At 62.0% G+C, this 15,429-nt stretch carries 13 protein-coding genes and 2 pseudogenes; 3 read left to right on the forward strand and 12 right to left on the reverse strand.

The window, feature by feature from the left end; all coding sequences use genetic code 11:
- Positions 1 to 35: 35 nt before the first annotated feature.
- From NVV94_RS03490 to NVV94_RS03500, 3 genes are all read right to left on the reverse strand, one after another.
- The gene (locus NVV94_RS03490; RefSeq protein WP_258445863.1) at positions 36 to 1,286 is read right to left on the reverse strand and encodes an OprD family porin; all 1,251 of its coding nucleotides are present in this window, start codon (positions 1,284 to 1,286) and stop codon (positions 36 to 38) included.
- Positions 1,287 to 1,462: 176 nt separating this feature from the next.
- Complete coding sequence (locus NVV94_RS03495) at positions 1,463 to 3,112, reverse strand: cation acetate symporter (RefSeq protein WP_258445864.1); 1,650 nt, start codon at positions 3,110 to 3,112, stop codon at positions 1,463 to 1,465.
- Positions 3,109 to 3,438: a DUF485 domain-containing protein gene (locus tag NVV94_RS03500; RefSeq protein ID WP_258445865.1), complete on the reverse strand. Its 330-nt coding sequence runs from the start codon at positions 3,436 to 3,438 to the stop codon at positions 3,109 to 3,111. The genes NVV94_RS03495 and NVV94_RS03500 overlap by 4 nt, the downstream gene beginning before the upstream one ends.
- 405 nt (positions 3,439 to 3,843) lie before the next feature.
- On the opposite strand from NVV94_RS03500, the gene NVV94_RS03505 reads away from it, so the two are divergent.
- Positions 3,844 to 4,800 (forward strand): LysR family transcriptional regulator, encoded by a 957-nt coding sequence (locus NVV94_RS03505; RefSeq protein ID WP_258445866.1) that lies wholly within the window; start codon positions 3,844 to 3,846, stop codon positions 4,798 to 4,800.
- A gap of 269 nt (positions 4,801 to 5,069) precedes the next feature.
- Here the strand turns inward: NVV94_RS03505 and NVV94_RS03510 are convergent, their stop codons facing one another.
- From NVV94_RS03510 to NVV94_RS03525, 4 genes and pseudogenes are all read right to left on the reverse strand, one after another.
- On the reverse strand, positions 5,070 to 5,411 hold the full coding sequence (locus tag NVV94_RS03510; protein WP_258445867.1) for a type II toxin-antitoxin system RelE/ParE family toxin: 342 nt from the start codon (positions 5,409 to 5,411) through the stop codon (positions 5,070 to 5,072).
- On the reverse strand, positions 5,411 to 5,686 hold the full coding sequence (locus NVV94_RS03515; protein ID WP_258445868.1) for a type II toxin-antitoxin system Phd/YefM family antitoxin: 276 nt from the start codon (positions 5,684 to 5,686) through the stop codon (positions 5,411 to 5,413). Before NVV94_RS03515 ends, NVV94_RS03510 begins: the two co-directional genes overlap by 1 nt.
- 49 nt (positions 5,687 to 5,735) lie before the next feature.
- On the reverse strand, positions 5,736 to 5,912 hold the full coding sequence (locus NVV94_RS03520) for a DUF2220 domain-containing protein (RefSeq protein ID WP_258445869.1): 177 nt from the start codon (positions 5,910 to 5,912) through the stop codon (positions 5,736 to 5,738).
- Between the two features lie 14 nt (positions 5,913 to 5,926).
- A pseudogene (locus NVV94_RS03525) lies at positions 5,927 to 6,204 on the reverse strand (Arm DNA-binding domain-containing protein); the annotation flags it as partial.
- A gap of 591 nt (positions 6,205 to 6,795) precedes the next feature.
- On the opposite strand from NVV94_RS03525, the gene NVV94_RS03530 reads away from it, so the two are divergent.
- Positions 6,796 to 8,226 (forward strand): amino acid permease, encoded by a 1,431-nt coding sequence (locus NVV94_RS03530; protein ID WP_258445870.1) that lies wholly within the window; start codon positions 6,796 to 6,798, stop codon positions 8,224 to 8,226.
- A 539-nt stretch (positions 8,227 to 8,765) separates the two neighbouring features.
- On the opposite strand, the gene NVV94_RS03535 is transcribed toward NVV94_RS03530, so the two are convergent.
- On the reverse strand, positions 8,766 to 10,493 hold the full coding sequence (locus tag NVV94_RS03535; RefSeq protein ID WP_258445871.1) for a cobaltochelatase CobT-related protein: 1,728 nt from the start codon (positions 10,491 to 10,493) through the stop codon (positions 8,766 to 8,768).
- A gap of 20 nt (positions 10,494 to 10,513) precedes the next feature.
- Complete coding sequence (locus NVV94_RS03540) at positions 10,514 to 11,494, reverse strand: MoxR family ATPase (RefSeq protein WP_258445872.1); 981 nt, start codon at positions 11,492 to 11,494, stop codon at positions 10,514 to 10,516.
- 216 nt (positions 11,495 to 11,710) lie between these two features.
- Here NVV94_RS03540 and NVV94_RS03545 point away from each other — a divergent pair, with 216 nt between their 5' ends.
- A complete protein-coding gene (locus tag NVV94_RS03545) occupies positions 11,711 to 11,959 on the forward strand; it encodes a hypothetical protein (protein WP_258445873.1) in 249 nt (82 codons plus the stop codon).
- 132 nt (positions 11,960 to 12,091) lie between these two features.
- On the opposite strand, the pseudogene NVV94_RS03550 reads toward NVV94_RS03545, so the two are convergent.
- The 3 genes and pseudogenes from NVV94_RS03550 to NVV94_RS03560 all read right to left on the reverse strand — a co-directional run.
- Positions 12,092 to 12,712 (reverse strand): annotated as a pseudogene (locus NVV94_RS03550) (alanine--glyoxylate aminotransferase family protein); the annotation flags it as partial.
- Positions 12,711 to 14,375: a GMC family oxidoreductase gene (locus tag NVV94_RS03555; RefSeq protein WP_258445875.1), complete on the reverse strand. Its 1,665-nt coding sequence runs from the start codon at positions 14,373 to 14,375 to the stop codon at positions 12,711 to 12,713. The gene NVV94_RS03555 and the pseudogene NVV94_RS03550, both read right to left, overlap by 2 nt.
- 254 nt (positions 14,376 to 14,629) lie before the next feature.
- Positions 14,630 to 15,427: a thiazole synthase gene (locus tag NVV94_RS03560; protein ID WP_258445876.1), complete on the reverse strand. Its 798-nt coding sequence runs from the start codon at positions 15,425 to 15,427 to the stop codon at positions 14,630 to 14,632.
- Positions 15,428 to 15,429: the final 2 nt, after the last annotated feature.

Here is a 15,429-nt window from a genome sequence, read left to right on the forward strand (position 1 = left end):
TCAGGCGCTGCGAGCGACACCCGCCTTGCGGGGTATTACCAGAGCGCGAGCGTGTAGCTGAGGATCAGGCGGTTCTCGTTGAGGTCGCTGCCGAAGTGGGCGGTGCGCACCGTGGCGTTGCGCCACTTGAGGCCGAGGTTCTTCAGCGGGCCGTCCTGCACCACGTAGCCGATGTCGGTGTCACGCTCCCATTCACTGCCCTCGGGCGTGCCGGCACCCAGGTCGATGTTGTCGCCGGACAGGTAGCGGGTCATGAAGGTCAGGCCGGGAATGCCGAGCGCGGCGAAGTTGTAGTCGTAGCGTGCCTGCCAGGAGCGCTCGTCCTTGTTGGCGAAGTCGCCGATCTGCACGAAGTTGACCAGGAAGGCGTCGCTGCCATTGACATAGGCGAAGCCTGTATCGCCGCTCATGCGCTGGTAGCCGAGGCCCAGGGCATGGCCGCCGAGGGCGTAGGTGAACATGGCGCCGAGGGCATTGTTGTCGATGTTGCTGCTGCCGTCGTCGGTGGAGCGGGCGTAGCGCAGGTCGCTCTTGAGCGACTGGCCCTCGGCCAGTGGCAGCACATGGACCAGGTTGACCTGATGCTGGTGGTAGAAGTCGTCCAGGCCACCGTAGCTGTAACTCGTGTTCAGCCGGTCGTTCCACTGGTAGGCCAGGCTGGCGAAGTCGAAGGCGTCGCTGCGCGCCTGGCCGCTGACGATGCCCTTGGCGCCGGTGGTGGTGATCCCCATTTTCTCGTAGTCCGAGGAGTCGCGCTGGTTGACCCGATCCACACGCCCGGCATCGAAGGTCAGGCCCTTGAACTCCTGAACGTTCAGCTGGCCGCCGCGAAAGGTCTGCGGCAACAGGCGCGAGTCATTGGCCACCAGCACCGGCAGCTTGGGTGTCAGGGTGCCGAGCTTGAGCACGCTGTTGGAAGCCTTGAACTTGGCGGTCAGGCCCAGCTCGCCGTATTCGTCCTTGGCGCGCCTGGGCGCCTCGTTATCGCGCTTGAGCAGGCCGGAGCCGGCGCGATCGGGGCTGGAGTCGAGCTTGACGCCGAGCAGGCCAAGGGCGTCGACACCGACGCCGACCATGCCGTCGGTGTAGCCGGACTCGTAGCGCAGCAGGAAGCCCTGGGCCCATTCTTCCTGCTTGGACTGGGCGGCGCCAGCCTGACGGTAATCGCGGTTGAAGTAGAAATTGCGCAACTCCAGTTTGGCCTTGCTGTCTGCAAGGAAGTCCGCGTTGGCCTGGGCGGCAAGGCCGCTGCCGGCCAGGAGCAGGGTGAGGGTGGTGGGTTTCATTGCTTGCCTCTTGTTGTTTGTGTTGTTGCCAGCAAGCCGCTCCCGCGCTAGCCGGGGCCGGCGGCGGGAGGGCTCGGTAGGGTGCCTTGCGCCGGGCGGCGCAGGGCGGGCGTAAAAAAGCGCGAAGCAAAGGAGCGGACTCGCGCTCGGGGCGTCAGCCCCGGGAAAATGCAGTGTTAGTGACTGCTGGCCATGGCTGCGCCCAAACCGGTCTGGGCGCGGACAAACTGGTCGGCATAGGCGGCGCGCTCGCGGTCGGCGCGTTCGCTGCGGTCCAGCTTGGAGGCCACCACTATGACCAGGAAGGCCAGCGGCATGGAGAACAGCGCCGGCTGGTCGTAGGGGAAGAGCGCCTGGGCATGGCCCAGTACGCCGACCCAAACCGACGGCGAGCCGATCACCAGGGCCAGGGCGCTGACCAGGCCGGTCAGGCCGCCGTAGAGGGCGCCGCGAGTGGTCAGGCCACCCCAGTACATGGCCATGATCAGTACCGGGAAATTCGCAGAGGCGGCGATGCCGAACGTCAGGCCGACCAGGAAGGCGATGTTCTGGCCCTCGAACAGAATGCCGAGGGAAATCGCAACGATGCCCAGGCAGACGGTGGCGATGCGCGATACGCGCATTTCCCGTTTCTCGTCGGCGCGGCCCTTTTTCAGTACCGAGGCATAGAGGTCATGGGAGATGGCCGAGGCGCCGGCCAGGGCCAGGCCGGCCACTACCGCGAGGATGGTGGCGAAGGCCACGGCAGAGAGGAAACCGAGGAACAGGTTGCCGCCCACCGCCTTGGCCAGGTGCATGGCCACCATGTTGCCGCCGCCGATCATGGCCCCGCCGAGCTTACCGTCGACGAAGTACTGCGGATCGGTGCCGACGATGACGATGGCGGTGTAGCCCAGCACGCAGACCACCAGGAAGAAGAAACCGATGAACACCGTGGCGAACAGCACCGATTTGCGCGCCTCCTTGGCATTGGGCACCGTAAAGAAACGCATCAGGATGTGCGGCAGGCCGGCGATGCCGAAGACCAGTCCGAGGGACAGCGACACCGCGTTGATCGGGTCGGCCAGCAAGGTGCCCGGGCCCATGATCTGCACGCCGCTGGCATGTACCGCCACGGCCTGGGCGGCCAGCGTCTCGAAGCTGAAGTCGAAGCGGCTCAGGGCCATCACCACCAGGGTAGTGCCGCCGGCCAACAGCAGGACGGCCTTGGTGATCTGTACCCACGTGGTGGCGAGCATGCCGCCGAAGATCACGTACACCAGCATCAACAGGCCGACCACCACTACTGCGGTGCGGTAGTCGAGGCCGAACAGCAGCTTGATCAACTGGCCGGCACCGACCATCTGCACTACCAGATAGCAGCACACCACCGTCAGCGAGCCGAGGGCGGCGAAGCTGCGCACGCGGGTCTGATCCAGGCGATAGGAGACGATGTCGGCGAAGGTGTAGCGGCCCAGGTTGCGCAGGCGCTCGGCCATCAGAAAGGTGACGATGGGCCAGCCGACGAAGAAGCCGATGATGTAGACGAAGCCGTCGTAGCCCTTGGCGAACACCAGGCTCGACAGGCCGAGCAACGTGGCGGCCGACATGTAGTCACCGGCGATCGCCAGGCCATTCTGAAAGCCGGTGATACCGCCGCCGGCGCTGTAGAAGTCGGAGGCGGAGCGGGTACGTCGTGCCGCCCACCAGGTGATCAGCAGGGTGGCGAGGACGAAGACGAAGAACATGCCGATGGCGTGCAGATTGAGCGGTTGCTTCTCTGCAGTGATGGGCGCGGCGTTGGCCAGCAGGGGGCTGAGGGCGAGAAGGGCAATCAGGCGTTTCATGCGCGAGTCTCCTGGAGGATCTGCGCGCTGAGCGCGTCGAAGCGGGTGTTGGCGCTATGCACGTACCAGGCGGTGAGCAGCCAGGACAGCAGGATGATCGTCGCGCCGATGGGCATGCCGAGGCTGAGGTGACTGCCGTCGTACAGTGGCAGGTGCAGCCAGGCAGGCGCGAAGGCCACTACCATGATGAAGCTGTAATACACAGCCAGGACCGCGCCGCTCAGCGACCAGGCCAGCAGCGCGCGCTGGCGGGCGAGGCGCTGGAACTTGGGATTGGCCCTGACCTGTGCGCAGGTCTGGGCGTGGTTCGGATGGTCAGTCGTCATGGTAAGGCTCCGCATTTAGTTGTTTTTGTTTTCCGGCCTTTTGAAGGGCGTACGGGTACCCGGGCGACGACCCGAAGTGGGGCGCCACCTGAATGCTGGGGTGCTGGAGTCATTGCCGCCCGGGCGATCTTCCGGGGGCGAGGGGGCGGTGGAGGGTGCCGGCGCGGCACCGCTGCAGTGCGAGCAGCGGCTCGGGCCAACGGCGGAGAGGGACCGTGGCCCTGATAGCGCTGTTGCGGAGCTGCTTGTGTCCGGCGTGCAAGCCGGCGTTCTTCCATGCGCTCATGCTGTTAGCCCTGATTATTATTGGAGGGGCTTTCCTGGCTCGGAAACGACGCTAGCCAAGCTGGGTTGAGCGCGAGTATATATGGGCGTAATTCCAATAAGTATTGGTAGAAAAGCCTGATGGATATGCAAAAAAGCACAACGCAGGGCCAGCTGAACTGGGACGACCTGCGTTTCTTCCTCGAGGTCGCCCGTGCCCGCACCGCCAGCGCTGCAGCCCGCCGCCTGGGGGTGGACTACACCACGGTGTCACGCCGCATCCGCGCCCTGGAGCAGAGCCTGGGTGCCCTGCTGTTCGAGAAGTCGCGAACCTCGGGCTTCGTCCTGACCGTCGAAGGGCAGCGCTTGCTCGGCCACGCCGAAACCCTGGAAAGTACGCTGCTGGCGGCCTGCGAGCAGGTTTCCGGAACCACCGGGGGGCTCGCCGGGCACCTGCGCATCGGCTGTACCGAAGCCTTCGGCTCCTGCTTCGTCACCGCGCAGATGAGTCACTTCCTCGAGCACTACCCGAATATCTCGGTGGACATCCTGCCGGTGCCGCACTTCGTCAACCTGTCACGGCGCGAGGCGGACATCGCCATCACCCTGGAGCGGCCGGAGCGCGGTCCTTACGTGTGCTCGCGGCTGTGCGACTACCGCCTGCGCCTGTATGCGACGCCGGAGTACCTGGCCAATCATCCGCCGATTACCTGTCGCGAGGATCTGGCCGGCCACCCGTTCGTGACCTACGTCGAAGACCTGGCCTTCAGCTTCAAGCTGCTCTATCTGAACGACCTGCTGCCCGGCGCGCACAGCCGCCTGCGCAGTACCAGCGTCGTCGCCCAGTACCATGCAGCACTGGAAGGGCGTGCGCTGGCGATCCTGCCCTGCTTCCTCGCCGGCCCCGATCCGCGCCTGTGCGAAGTGCTGCCGGACGAGGTGGAGGTCACGCGGCAGTTCTGGATGTATTACAGCGAGGACCTGCGCAAGCTCAAGCGGATCACCCTGGTGGCCGACTACCTGCGCGCCTGCGCGGAGCTCAATCGCCCGCTGTTGATGGGGGAGTCGCGAGCGATGGCTTATTTGCCGTCGCTTTGAGGTGCGAGTGCGGGAAGCAGAACCATGCGGTTTTCGTTCGGGAGAGAGGCTGCCATTACGCGGTCATAACAGAGCCAAACCCATCAGACACAAAAAAGGCGCATCGAGCGTGTAGGGTTACTGGATTTAAGGCACAAAAAAAGACGTCCGTGGACGTCTTTAGATATGGATTTGGTGGCGGATGGTTGCCATCCCTAAAACCGGCTCGCTGGACTGATGAGCACTGGTGCGAAGCCCTGCGGGTTGTAGCCAAAATCGGAGCCGATGGGCTATGCACCCAGCAGCCTTCGCGCCAGCACTGACTGCATATCACGACGACCGTCGGCGATCAGGTAGATGATGACTTGACTGCCTGTAACACGGTAGATCACGCGGTAAGGCTTGAACGATGTTTGGCGGTACTCTTTGCTGCCCAGTGCGACCAGCTCTTTCGGGTAACTGCCACGCTCCGGAAACCGCGACAGGTTTTCCACAACCTCTATTAACTCGTCCAACACGTAGTTGGCGTTGGCCACACAGTCGAACTCGGAGATGTAGTCGTGAATGGCCTCCAAATCCTGCTCGGCACCCTCGGTGAGCAGGACTTCGAACTTGGCAGGTGCGCCTGCCATCAGGCCGTAGCCCGCTTGGCGCGCAGACGGGCAACGACGTCCGCCACAGGCTTGACCTTGCCAGCTGCAACATCCTGATTGCCTAGTGCCAGGATTTTCAACAGTGCCAACGTTTCCTGGGTTTCCTCGAACGAAGCCACATCCTGCAGGACCGCCTTGGCTTCACCGTTCTGGGTAATGACCAGGGGCTCACGCTGCTCAGCGAGGCGCGTAAGAACCTCGGCAGCGTTGGCCTTGAGGTAGCTGATCGGCTTGACTTGAGATGAGTAGCGCATGGCCGTGCTCCTGATTTTCACAAGGACCAAATATAGTTCTTTTATGGTCCTATGACAAGGGGCATGGATTGGCGTCGCTGCTTCCGAGAAGAAGCTGTTGAAGGCGATTGCCCAGCCAGTGGAAACCAATGTGTTCCTGCTCCAACCTAAGCCCCGCGCGGATGCGGTTGTCGCGTAAATCGTCGTAGAGGGCGCTCTCTTCGGGCGTCAACCTGTGCAAGTCCACCCGCAGGGGCTTGTCCTCGCTTCGATGCCATGTGCAAGCAGTTCTTGAGCTTCAACCGTTTTCTTCCTGGCTTGCGCAAGAGAGAGTTCAGGATAGGTCCCAAGTCCCATGTTGATTCGATTCTTGGTCACCGGATGTGGGTAGTTGAAATTCCACAGCGTCGAGCCATTGATTCTCACTCGCAATTGCAAGCCATCCCATCGCTGAGGACGTAATCCTTATCTTTCGGTTTTACAGCCTTGAGCTGGCGATCAGAGAGGCGGGTGGCTTGGGGCGCACATGGGTATTCCACAACATCGTTCGGTATTCCAAAAATTACCACTGAAGGGCTCGGAATACAGGTTTCGTAGATCTCGATGGCCTGTAAATCCTTGTATTTCCTGGATTTCAGGCACAAAAAAAGACGTCCGTGGACGTCTTTAGATGTTTGATTGGTGGGCCGGGGTAATCTGAAACTGTTACCTATCTATATGATTTAAACAAAATAATATTTTTTAAGCTCGGCTTGGAATACCTTTTGGAATGCCAGGCGATTGCTTGCTTACGGAGGGATGTGATTGGTTGGCACTTCGCCTCAAGGCGTTATTCACCTACTGGTTTTCAGTCTGTCGGATAGGTGGCCTACCGCCACAGCCTGGAGCTGGATCTGTCTTCGTCGTTGAACAATCAGGTTTTCAACGAACTACTCGCGCTGATCGCCCGCCGCCACCGAATGTCCCGGCGTGGCTCCAGCAGCGCGCCGCAATTGGTCCTAAAAAGTTCTGCACTCCCGGAAGACACTTCGCAGGCAGCCAGATTCGCTCCCCATACCATGAAGGATCGATGACCGACTGCTTCTGTACTGCCTTTCAACCTAAAATAATAACGAAATGGGGTGAGCAGCATGTCCGTACCTCAACAAACCCGATCGGAGAACTCCAACGGGGGCCTGCAATCGGGACTCAAGCAACGTCACATGGCCATGATCGCCCTGGGTGGTGTCATCGGTGCCGGGCTGTTCGTCGGCAGCGGCGTGGTCATCCAGTCTGCGGGGCCCGCCGCCCTGATTTCTTTTCTGGTCACCGGCGTACTGGTCATCCTGATCATGCGCATGCTCGGCGAAATGGCCTGCGCCATACCGACCGTCGGGTCCTTCTACGAATATGCACGCATGGCCTGGGCCGATCATCCACAGTCGAGCCAACTGGCCGGTTTCCTCACCGGCTGGATGTACTGGTATTTCTGGGTGATCGTCGTCGCCGTGGAGGCCGTGGCTGGCGCCTCGCTCATTCAGTTCTGGTTGCCGGACGTACCGGCCTGGACCATTAGCCTGACGCTGATGATCATTCTGACCTTCACGAACCTGGCCTCGGTTGCCTCCTTCGGCGAGTTCGAGTTCTGGTTCTCATCGATCAAGGTCGCGGCGATCCTGGTTTTTCTGCTTCTGGGCGGGCTGTATCTGTTAGGTATGTGGCCGACCGAAACCCACCACGGGCTGAGTTCGATGCTCAGTCACGGCGGCTTCATGCCCAACGGCATTGGGCCGGTGTTGACCGGCGCGGTGGCCGCGACCGGATTCTATTTCGGCGCGGAGATCGTCACCGTGGCTGCCGCCGAATCTGCCGATCCGGTACGCTCGGTCGCGCGGGCCACCAACTCGGTGATCACCCGCGTTCTGTTCTTCTATGTCGGCTCGATCCTGCTGGTGGTCACCCTGGTCCCCTGGGATTCGCCCGCCATGCTCACGCCTTATTCCAGCGCTCTGGCAGCCATGGGCTTCGGCTGGGCCGCGCACGTGATGAACGCCATCGTGCTAACGGCAGTGCTGTCCTGTCTCAATTCGGGCATCTATGCGTCTTCGCGCATGCTGTTCGCACTGACCAAACGCGGCGACGCACCGCGCAGCCTGGCCAAGCTGTCCCCGCGGGGCGTACCGCGCCGCGCGATCTTTTTCGGCACGCTGTTCGGCTATCTGTCGGTGGTCATGTCGTACATATCGCCGGACACCATCTTCGCCTTTCTGGTCAACTCTTATGGCACCGTGGCGATCTTCGTCTATGTGCTGATCGCCCTGTCTCAGCTGCGCTTGCGCGCGAAGCTGGAACGCGAGGCGCCGGAGAAACTCAAGGTTCGGATGTGGTGCTATCCCTACCTGACCTACGTCGCCATCTTTGGCATGCTCGGCATAGTCACCGGCATGGCCTTCATACCAGAGCAACGCATGCCTCTGGCATTGGGCGTAGCCAGCCTGGCGATTCTGCTGTTGGCGTTCATCAGTCGCAGCATCTGGCGGCGGATCAAAGGCCTGCCGGAGGTCGTACCGGTGAGCAGCTAGCCGTTGTGACTCGCTGGTTTTGTTAAGAAAAGTCGCCGCTCGGCGACTTTTCTTATTATCGCCGGGCGCCAGCCAACCGCGAGCAATGCCTTGATCGAAGCCTTCATGTCCATCGCCAACGTCTGACCTCAGGCGGGAGCCAAGCGGCTGCTGTAGATGCCGGCGAACACCTACGAAGAAAATGATGAACAAGGGCAACGGTAGAGCCGGTCGCCGGCTTTCGCCGGTGTTCGAAGTCGCAGCCCAGGCCGAACAGACGCGATAGCAGTACACCAAGGTTGAGGATTAGCAGGACCGCACCGACCACCGTCGTCGTCAGGCCCACCGAGCGAAAAAGTCTGCTCCACGGTGATGTGTATGCCGAGGTTTTCCCCTTCGCCCAGGATACGACGCTATTCAGGGCCACATCATGTCCACGGCTGGGGCAGAAAATAGAGTGCGCAAGTGCCCTGAAACTCTACGCCAGGGCGGTATTTGGCATTTTTTCAGGGCGTTTTTGCACGGCGTGCAGGGTGCCGCTGGGGAGGCATCATCGGGGGTCAGTGGCGGCCGTTGAGCAGACGCAGGATTTCGTCGAATACGGCATTGTCCAAGCTGCGCGACAAATCAAGCTCCAGGCTCCGGCGATAATAGGGGCTCAGGTCCAGACCGACGCCGAGGGCGTACAACTCGATGCTGCCCTCCTGCTCGATCTGTCGCGTCACTTGCTTGAGGTGCAGGTCGAGGATGTCCTGCTGGTTGGTCTGGTGGGTGGCGCTGTCCATCGGGCAGCCGTCGGAGATGACGATCAGGATGCGCCGTCGTGCGTCGCGCTGCAGCAGCCGCTGACGCGCCCAGAGGAGCGCCTCGCCGTCGATGCCCTCGCGAAAAAGGTCGGACTTGAGCAGCGCGGCAATGTTCGGCCGGGCGCGGCGCCAGGAAGTTTCGGCATCCTTGTAGACCAGATGGCTAAGCTCGTTGAGTCTTCCCGGATTGGCTGGCTGGCCCATGCCGCGCCAGCGCTTCAAAAGGCGCCCGCCATTCCATTGGCCGGTCGTGAAACCGAGGATTTCACTGCGAGCGCCAGCCAGTTCCAGGGCACGACTGAAGGCGTCAGCCAGCAAGGCGACACTCTCGATGTGGTTGCGCATGGAGCCGGAGTTGTCGATCAGCAGACTGACCAGGCAATCACTGTGCGGACGCTCTTGCTCGTGGCGAAAAATCTCGCGTTGCTCGGGGCTGATGATCAGGCGACTGAGGCGCCCGGCATCGATCTGTCCGTCGGTCTGGGCGAAGGCCCAGCCATCTCGACGAGGCGCTGCCAACAGGGCACACAAGCGCTTGGCCAGGCGTGGCAGATTGAGGCCCTGGCCAGCCAGGCGACGGTCCAGGCGCTGGCGCAGTTCGCGCAACAACTCGGGCAGTACCAGGCTGGCGGCGTTACGCTCGCAATCGTAGTCGCGGCTGAATACCTGATAAGTAAAGGCGTTGTTGCTGCCTCGTGGATTACCTTGGGCAGCACCGCTGTTGCTGACGTCACCCTCGCCATCCTGATCCACGTCCAGTAACAGGGCGAAGGCCAGATGAGTCTTTTCGGCGATTTCCGAGACCTTGCGCTCGTCGTTACCGAGCAGTTCGGCATCCAGTTGCTCGATCAGTTCCTGTGCCTTGGCGGCAATCAGCAGGGCATGCTCGGTAAACTCCGCCTGGTTATGGCGACAGTGGCGCATCAGACCGAAGGCCGCGCCGAAATGGCCGAGCAGGCTCAGGCGTGGCGCTTCAATGAGCATCTCCGTCTGTTCCCCGGCGCGGCCGCCACACAGCAGAATCCAGCTCATCTGCGCCAGGGTGAAGAGCAGCAGGCCGACATGTCCCTCGGTCTGCCCAGCGTCGAGAAACTGCTGGCTCCACTGCTCGAAGCGTTGCAACAGATTGCGCCGCACGCCGGGATGACAGTCGGCCACCAACGACTCGACGCGCAGTTGCTCGAGCAGTTCGAACACCAGACGCGCGATGGGCTGTGCCGGGAGAGCTTGGCGGACCAGCGCCGGATCACTGTGTTTCAAACGCAGCGCCAGGCTATCAGCCACCCCGCGCCAGGCTAGACTCTCATCGCGCTCGGGGTCTGGGTGCAGGTGCGGGGCGCGCACCGGGAAGTGCCGTTCCTGCACTTCCAGACGGCCGCCGCGGTAGCGTACGCGCCGCTCACCGGACAGTGCACGCAGTGTCGCCGCGCAGAGTTCCTCGAGTTGTTGCTGGCGTTTCTCGTGGCGTGGCGGCGGGTTCATGGTGGTCTTCCTGTGCGGGTTCAGGCCAGTGCCAGCAGGGGGAGCGCCGATTCGGCCAGCTCTTGGTCGAAGCAGCGTTGGTAGTATTCGGCGACGATTGGCTGCTCTGCTTCGTCGCATTTGTTGAGGAACGACAGGCGGAAGGCCAGCGCCGGGTCGCTGAAAATCTCCATGTTTTCCGCCCAGGAGATCACGCAGCGCGGCGACATCAGGGTCGACAGGTCTCCGCTGGCGAAGCCTTGGCGAGTCAGGTCGGCCACCGCCACCATCTGCGTCAGCAACCGTTCGCCCTGTCGGGCGAGCAGGTGCGGCACCCGCGCGGCGACTATCGCGACTTCTTCGGCCTGGGGCAGGTAGTTCAGAGTGGCGACTATGTTCCAGCGATCCAGCTGCGCCTGATTGAGCACCCGGGTGCCGTTGTAAAGCCCGTTCAGGTTGCCCAGGCCAACGGTGTTGGCGGTGGCGAACAGTCGGAACGAGGGGTGCGGATGGATCACTTGATTCTGGTCGAGCAGATTGAGCTTACCGTCGCGTTCGAGGATGCGCTGAATCACGAACATTACGTCCGGACGGCCAGCGTCGTATTCGTCGAAGATCAGCGCCATGGGCCGACGCAGTGCCCAGGGCAAGATGCCTTCCTGGAATTCGGTGACCTGTTTACCCTCACGCAGGACGATGCCGTCCTTGCCGATCAGGTCCAGGCGGCTGATATGACCGTCCAGGTTGACGCGCGTGCAAGGCCAGTTGAGCTTCGCAGCGACCTGTTCGATATGGGTCGACTTGCCGCTGCCGTGCAGACCTTGCAGCATCACCCGGCGATTGCGGGTGAAGCCTGCGAGAATCGCCAGGGTGACTTCCGGGTTGAAGCGATAGGCAGCGTCGATCTCCGGCACCTGCTCGTTTGGGGTGAGGAACACCGGTACGCGCATGCTGGAGTCGATACCGAACAACTCCCGGACAGGGACCAGACGGCTGGCAGGTTCGATGTTCAGGTCGGTCATGAATGTCGCCTTAGGGGCCGGGGTGGAGGTCGTGATTCTAGGGGCGTGGCCGGAGTTGGGGAGGGACCAGTTACCGGCACCCGATGCGGCCAGTGGTGGCTGGCGCCACGTTCGGGCGAAAACTGGCTCTATGGTCCAAGGCGGTGGCGGCTAAGGATGGTCCTGGTAGTAAAACGCCTGGCGGTTGCCGCCGAACAACCTTGAGAGGTCAATCAGATGTCCGCCGATACGCTGACGATCAAGCTGGACCCGGAACTCCTTGCGCTCTTTCGCCGCTACGAGGCGCATATGCAGATCACTCCGGAATATTACATCGACGAACTGCTGGCCAAGACCCGGCCGACCCTGCAGGCCGTAGTCGAGGCGTTGGACGAAGCCGCTGGCGACCCCGAGGTGCTGGCTCAGCTGTTTGGCCGCAGGATGGCCAGCCTGATGCAGCAGCAGAGCGATAAGGTCAGTGCCTGAGACCCACTCAGTGCCGGGTTCCTGCCCCATGTTGCACAAAAGGCGTACAACAGGCGCCCGTTTGAGGGTATGGCGATTCGTGGGCACGCCGGAGGTTGTCATCCTCCGCGAGCCTCAGCGAAGGTGGGTGGCTCAGCTGCGCATGACCTCGTCCAGCGCATGTTCGAGTGTGCTGACCGTGCGCTCGATATTGTGCAGCTTGTCGAGTCCGAACAGACCGATGCGAAAGGTCTGGAAGTCGGCCGGCTCGTCGCATTGCAACGGCACTCCGGCGGCGATCTGCAGGCCGTGCGCGGCAAATTTCCTGCCGCTCTTGATCTCGGCATCGTCGGTATAGCTGACCACCACGCCAGGGGCCTGAAAGCCAGCTGCGGCCACGCTCTTGATACCCTTGCCGGTCAATAGGGCGCGCACCCGGTCGCCGAGCTCCTGCTGTTCGCCGCGGACCTTGTCGAAGCCGTAGGCTTCGGTCTCTTTCATCACATCGCGAAAACGCGCCAGGGCATCGCTGGGCATGGTCGCGTGGTAGGCATGCCCGCCCTGTTCGTAGGCCTGCATGATCTGCAGCCATTTCTTCAGGTCACAGGCGAAGCTGCTGCTCTGCGTCTGCTCGATGCGCTTGAGGGCCAAGGGGCTGAACATCACCAAGGCGCAGCAAGGGGACGCGCTCCAGCCTTTCTGCGGCGCACTGATCAGCAGGTCGATAGCGCACTTCTGCATATCGACCCACAGCGCGCCCGAGGCGGTTCCATCAGGATGCGAACGTGCTCAGTGCAGGCGCCGGTACCGCCATGGTGTGCTGTGTGCGGGCGCTGGGTTGGAGGCAGTCTTCGAGAATCATCGTTGAGGCCTTTTCGGCAATCATCACCACGGGGACGTTTGTGTTGCCCGAGACCAATGTCGGCATGATCGAGCAGTCGACCACCCGCAGTCCCTGCACGCCATGTACACGTAAGCGCGAATCGACCACCGCGAGCGGATCGTTACCCATCTTGCAGGTGCCGGATGGGTGAAAGATGGTCGCCCCGTACTGACGGCAGAACTCGAGAATCTGTTCGTCGCTCTGGGTCTCGTTGCCAGGCCGGTACTCGCGGCGAATCAAACGCTTGAGCGGCCCGGTCTCTGCCAGCTTGCGGGTGTAACGCACCGCTGCAATCACTGTTTTGCGGTCCAGTTCGGTCGACAGGTAATTCGGCTGCATCGACGGCGGTTGCAAGGGGTCGGTAGAGGTGATGCGCACATAGCCACGACTTTCGGGGCGCAATTGGCAAACCGACATGGTGAAGCCTGAGAAGGGATGCACACTGCCGCCTGCAGAGTCGGCGCTGAGCGTACCGAAGTGGTACTGAATGTCGGGTGTACTGCTTTGCTCCAGCACTCGGGTGAACAGCCCGCCCTGATTGATGCCGATGGCCAGCGGTCCGCTGCGGGTCAGCAGCCACTGCAGACCCAGGCGCAATTTACGCAGCGGCGAACGCAGATCATCGTTGGTGCTGATCGGTTGGCTGCACTCGTAGATCAAGCGAATCTGCAAATGGTCCTGCAGGTTTTCACCCACACCAGGCAGAGCATGTACCGTCGCAATGTTGAATTTTTTCAGCAGATCCGCGGGGCCGACGCCAGACAATTGCAGTAACTGCGGTGATTGCAACGCGCCGGCGCTGAGAATCACTTCGCGGTTAGCACGTACGGTCAGCGACTGACCATTTTTTCGGTACTGAACGCCGACTGCGCGGGTGCCGTCGAAGAGGATTTTTTCGGCTTGGGCGAGCGATTCGATGGTCAGGTTCGGACGACGCTTGGCTGGGCGCAGATAGGCAACCGCAGTGCTGCAGCGCAAGCCCTTGCGTGTGGTCAGTTGGTAGTAGCCGACGCCTTCCTGATCACCGGTGTTGAAGTCCTGGATGTGGGGTACGCCAAGTTCTTTAGCCGCCCCGATGAAGCCTTCGGTGAGGGGATGCCGCGCCTTGATGCTGGACGCCGATAACGGCCCGTCGGTGCCGCGAGTGGGGCCAGGACCAAGGTCGTTGCACTCGGCGCGGCGGAAGTAGGGTAAAACTTCGTCCCAACCCCAGCCGGAGTTACCGGCGCTGGCCCAGGCATCGTAATCAGCGCGCTGGCCACGAATGAAGATGAGACCGTTGATTGAACTGCAGCCACCTAACACCTTGCCGCGCGGCCAGTAGATGCGCCGGTCGTTCATGCCGGGATCTGGATCGGTGTAGAAGCCCCAGTTGTAAACCGGGTGGAACATGGTCTTGGCGTAGCCTATCGGGATGTGGATCCACGGATACCGATCCGCAGGCCCCGCCTCGAGTAAGCAAACGCAGTATCGTCCGTTCTCGCTGAGTCTATTGGCCAGCACACAACCGGCTGAACCGGCACCGACAATGACGAAGTCATAGGCACGAGACATCCGAAATCCTCTTTTTATTTTAGTCGTGAACCCGATCTGCAGTGTCGAGGGTCATTGCCTGACGGCGCTGGCCTGCCATGCGCCCACGGCACGGAAAAGCCTTAACGACTTGATCGAATACATTCCCCAGTTGCAAGCTGCGGCCGTGCAACTGGCGCTTTCCTTTGCGTTGGAATCCTCCCGCGGTTGAGCATTCCAGATGACGCTGGGGCGTGCAGTTAGCCGCGCCTTGGCGCTGTTGCGCATTCGATCATTTACAGGAACAGGCCGCTCAACGGCGAGGAGGCGTCCCCGCTGAGCCGGCGCGGCATGCGTCCGGCCAGGTAGGCTTCGCGGCCGGCCTCTACCGCTTTGCGCATCGCCGAGGCCATGCGGATCGGCTCGCGGGCGCGGGCGATAGCGGTGTTCATCAGCACCCCGTCGCAGCCCAGCTCCATGGCGATGGCGGCATCAGAAGCGGTGCCGACACCGGCATCGACAATCACCGGGACCTTGGCGTTTTCCACGATCAAGCGGATGTTGTAGGGATTGCGGATGCCCAGCCCGGAACCGATCGGCGCGCCCAAGGGCATCACCGCCACGCAGCCAAGTTCCTCCAGACGTCGGGCCACCAGCGGGTCGTCGCTGGTGTAAACCATCACCTTGAATCCCAGATCGACCAATTGCTGGGCGGCGATCAGGGTTTCGCCGATGTCCGGGAAGAGGGTCTGGCTGTCACCGAGCACTTCCAGTTTGACCAGGTTGTGGCCGTCCAGCAGTTCGCGTGCCAGCAAGCAGGTGCGCACCGCATCCTTGGCCGTGTAGCAGCCTGCGGTATTGGGCAGCAGGGTGTAGCGCTCCGGCGCGATCACCTCGAGCAGGTTGGGCTGTTCGGCATCCTGGCCGAGGTTGCTGCGGCGCACCGCGAAGGTGACGATCTGCGCCGAGCTGGCCTCGACCGCCGCGCCGGTCTCGGTCAGGTCGGCGTAGTGTCCTGTGCCGACCAGCAGGCGTGATGCGAAGGCTTGGCCGGCAATGATCAGTGGATCGAGGATTGCGGTCGCAAGAGTCATAG

The organism is Pseudomonas sp. LS1212 (assembly GCF_024741815.1).
Taxonomy (GTDB): domain Bacteria; phylum Pseudomonadota; class Gammaproteobacteria; order Pseudomonadales; family Pseudomonadaceae; genus Aquipseudomonas.

What these genes read in the sequence shown, in the direction of transcription:
- NVV94_RS03490 (WP_258445863.1), bottom strand. Translation starts at nt 1,286, where the DNA reads ATGAAACCCACCACCCTCACCCTGCTCCTGGCCGGCAGCGGCCTTGCC.
- NVV94_RS03495 (WP_258445864.1), bottom strand. Translation starts at nt 3,112, where the DNA reads ATGAAACGCCTGATTGCCCTTCTCGCCCTCAGCCCCCTGCTGGCCAAC.
- NVV94_RS03500 (WP_258445865.1), bottom strand. Translation starts at nt 3,438, where the DNA reads ATGACGACTGACCATCCGAACCACGCCCAGACCTGCGCACAGGTCAGG.
- NVV94_RS03505 (WP_258445866.1), top strand. Translation starts at nt 3,844, where the DNA reads ATGGATATGCAAAAAAGCACAACGCAGGGCCAGCTGAACTGGGACGAC.
- NVV94_RS03510 (WP_258445867.1), bottom strand. Translation starts at nt 5,411, where the DNA reads ATGGCAGGCGCACCTGCCAAGTTCGAAGTCCTGCTCACCGAGGGTGCC.
- NVV94_RS03515 (WP_258445868.1), bottom strand. Translation starts at nt 5,686, where the DNA reads ATGCGCTACTCATCTCAAGTCAAGCCGATCAGCTACCTCAAGGCCAAC.
- NVV94_RS03530 (WP_258445870.1), top strand. Translation starts at nt 6,796, where the DNA reads ATGTCCGTACCTCAACAAACCCGATCGGAGAACTCCAACGGGGGCCTG.
- NVV94_RS03535 (WP_258445871.1), bottom strand. Translation starts at nt 10,493, where the DNA reads ATGAACCCGCCGCCACGCCACGAGAAACGCCAGCAACAACTCGAGGAA.
- NVV94_RS03540 (WP_258445872.1), bottom strand. Translation starts at nt 11,494, where the DNA reads ATGACCGACCTGAACATCGAACCTGCCAGCCGTCTGGTCCCTGTCCGG.
- NVV94_RS03545 (WP_258445873.1), top strand. Translation starts at nt 11,711, where the DNA reads ATGTCCGCCGATACGCTGACGATCAAGCTGGACCCGGAACTCCTTGCG.
- NVV94_RS03555 (WP_258445875.1), bottom strand. Translation starts at nt 14,375, where the DNA reads ATGTCTCGTGCCTATGACTTCGTCATTGTCGGTGCCGGTTCAGCCGGT.
- NVV94_RS03560 (WP_258445876.1), bottom strand. Translation starts at nt 15,427, where the DNA reads ATGACTCTTGCGACCGCAATCCTCGATCCACTGATCATTGCCGGCCAA.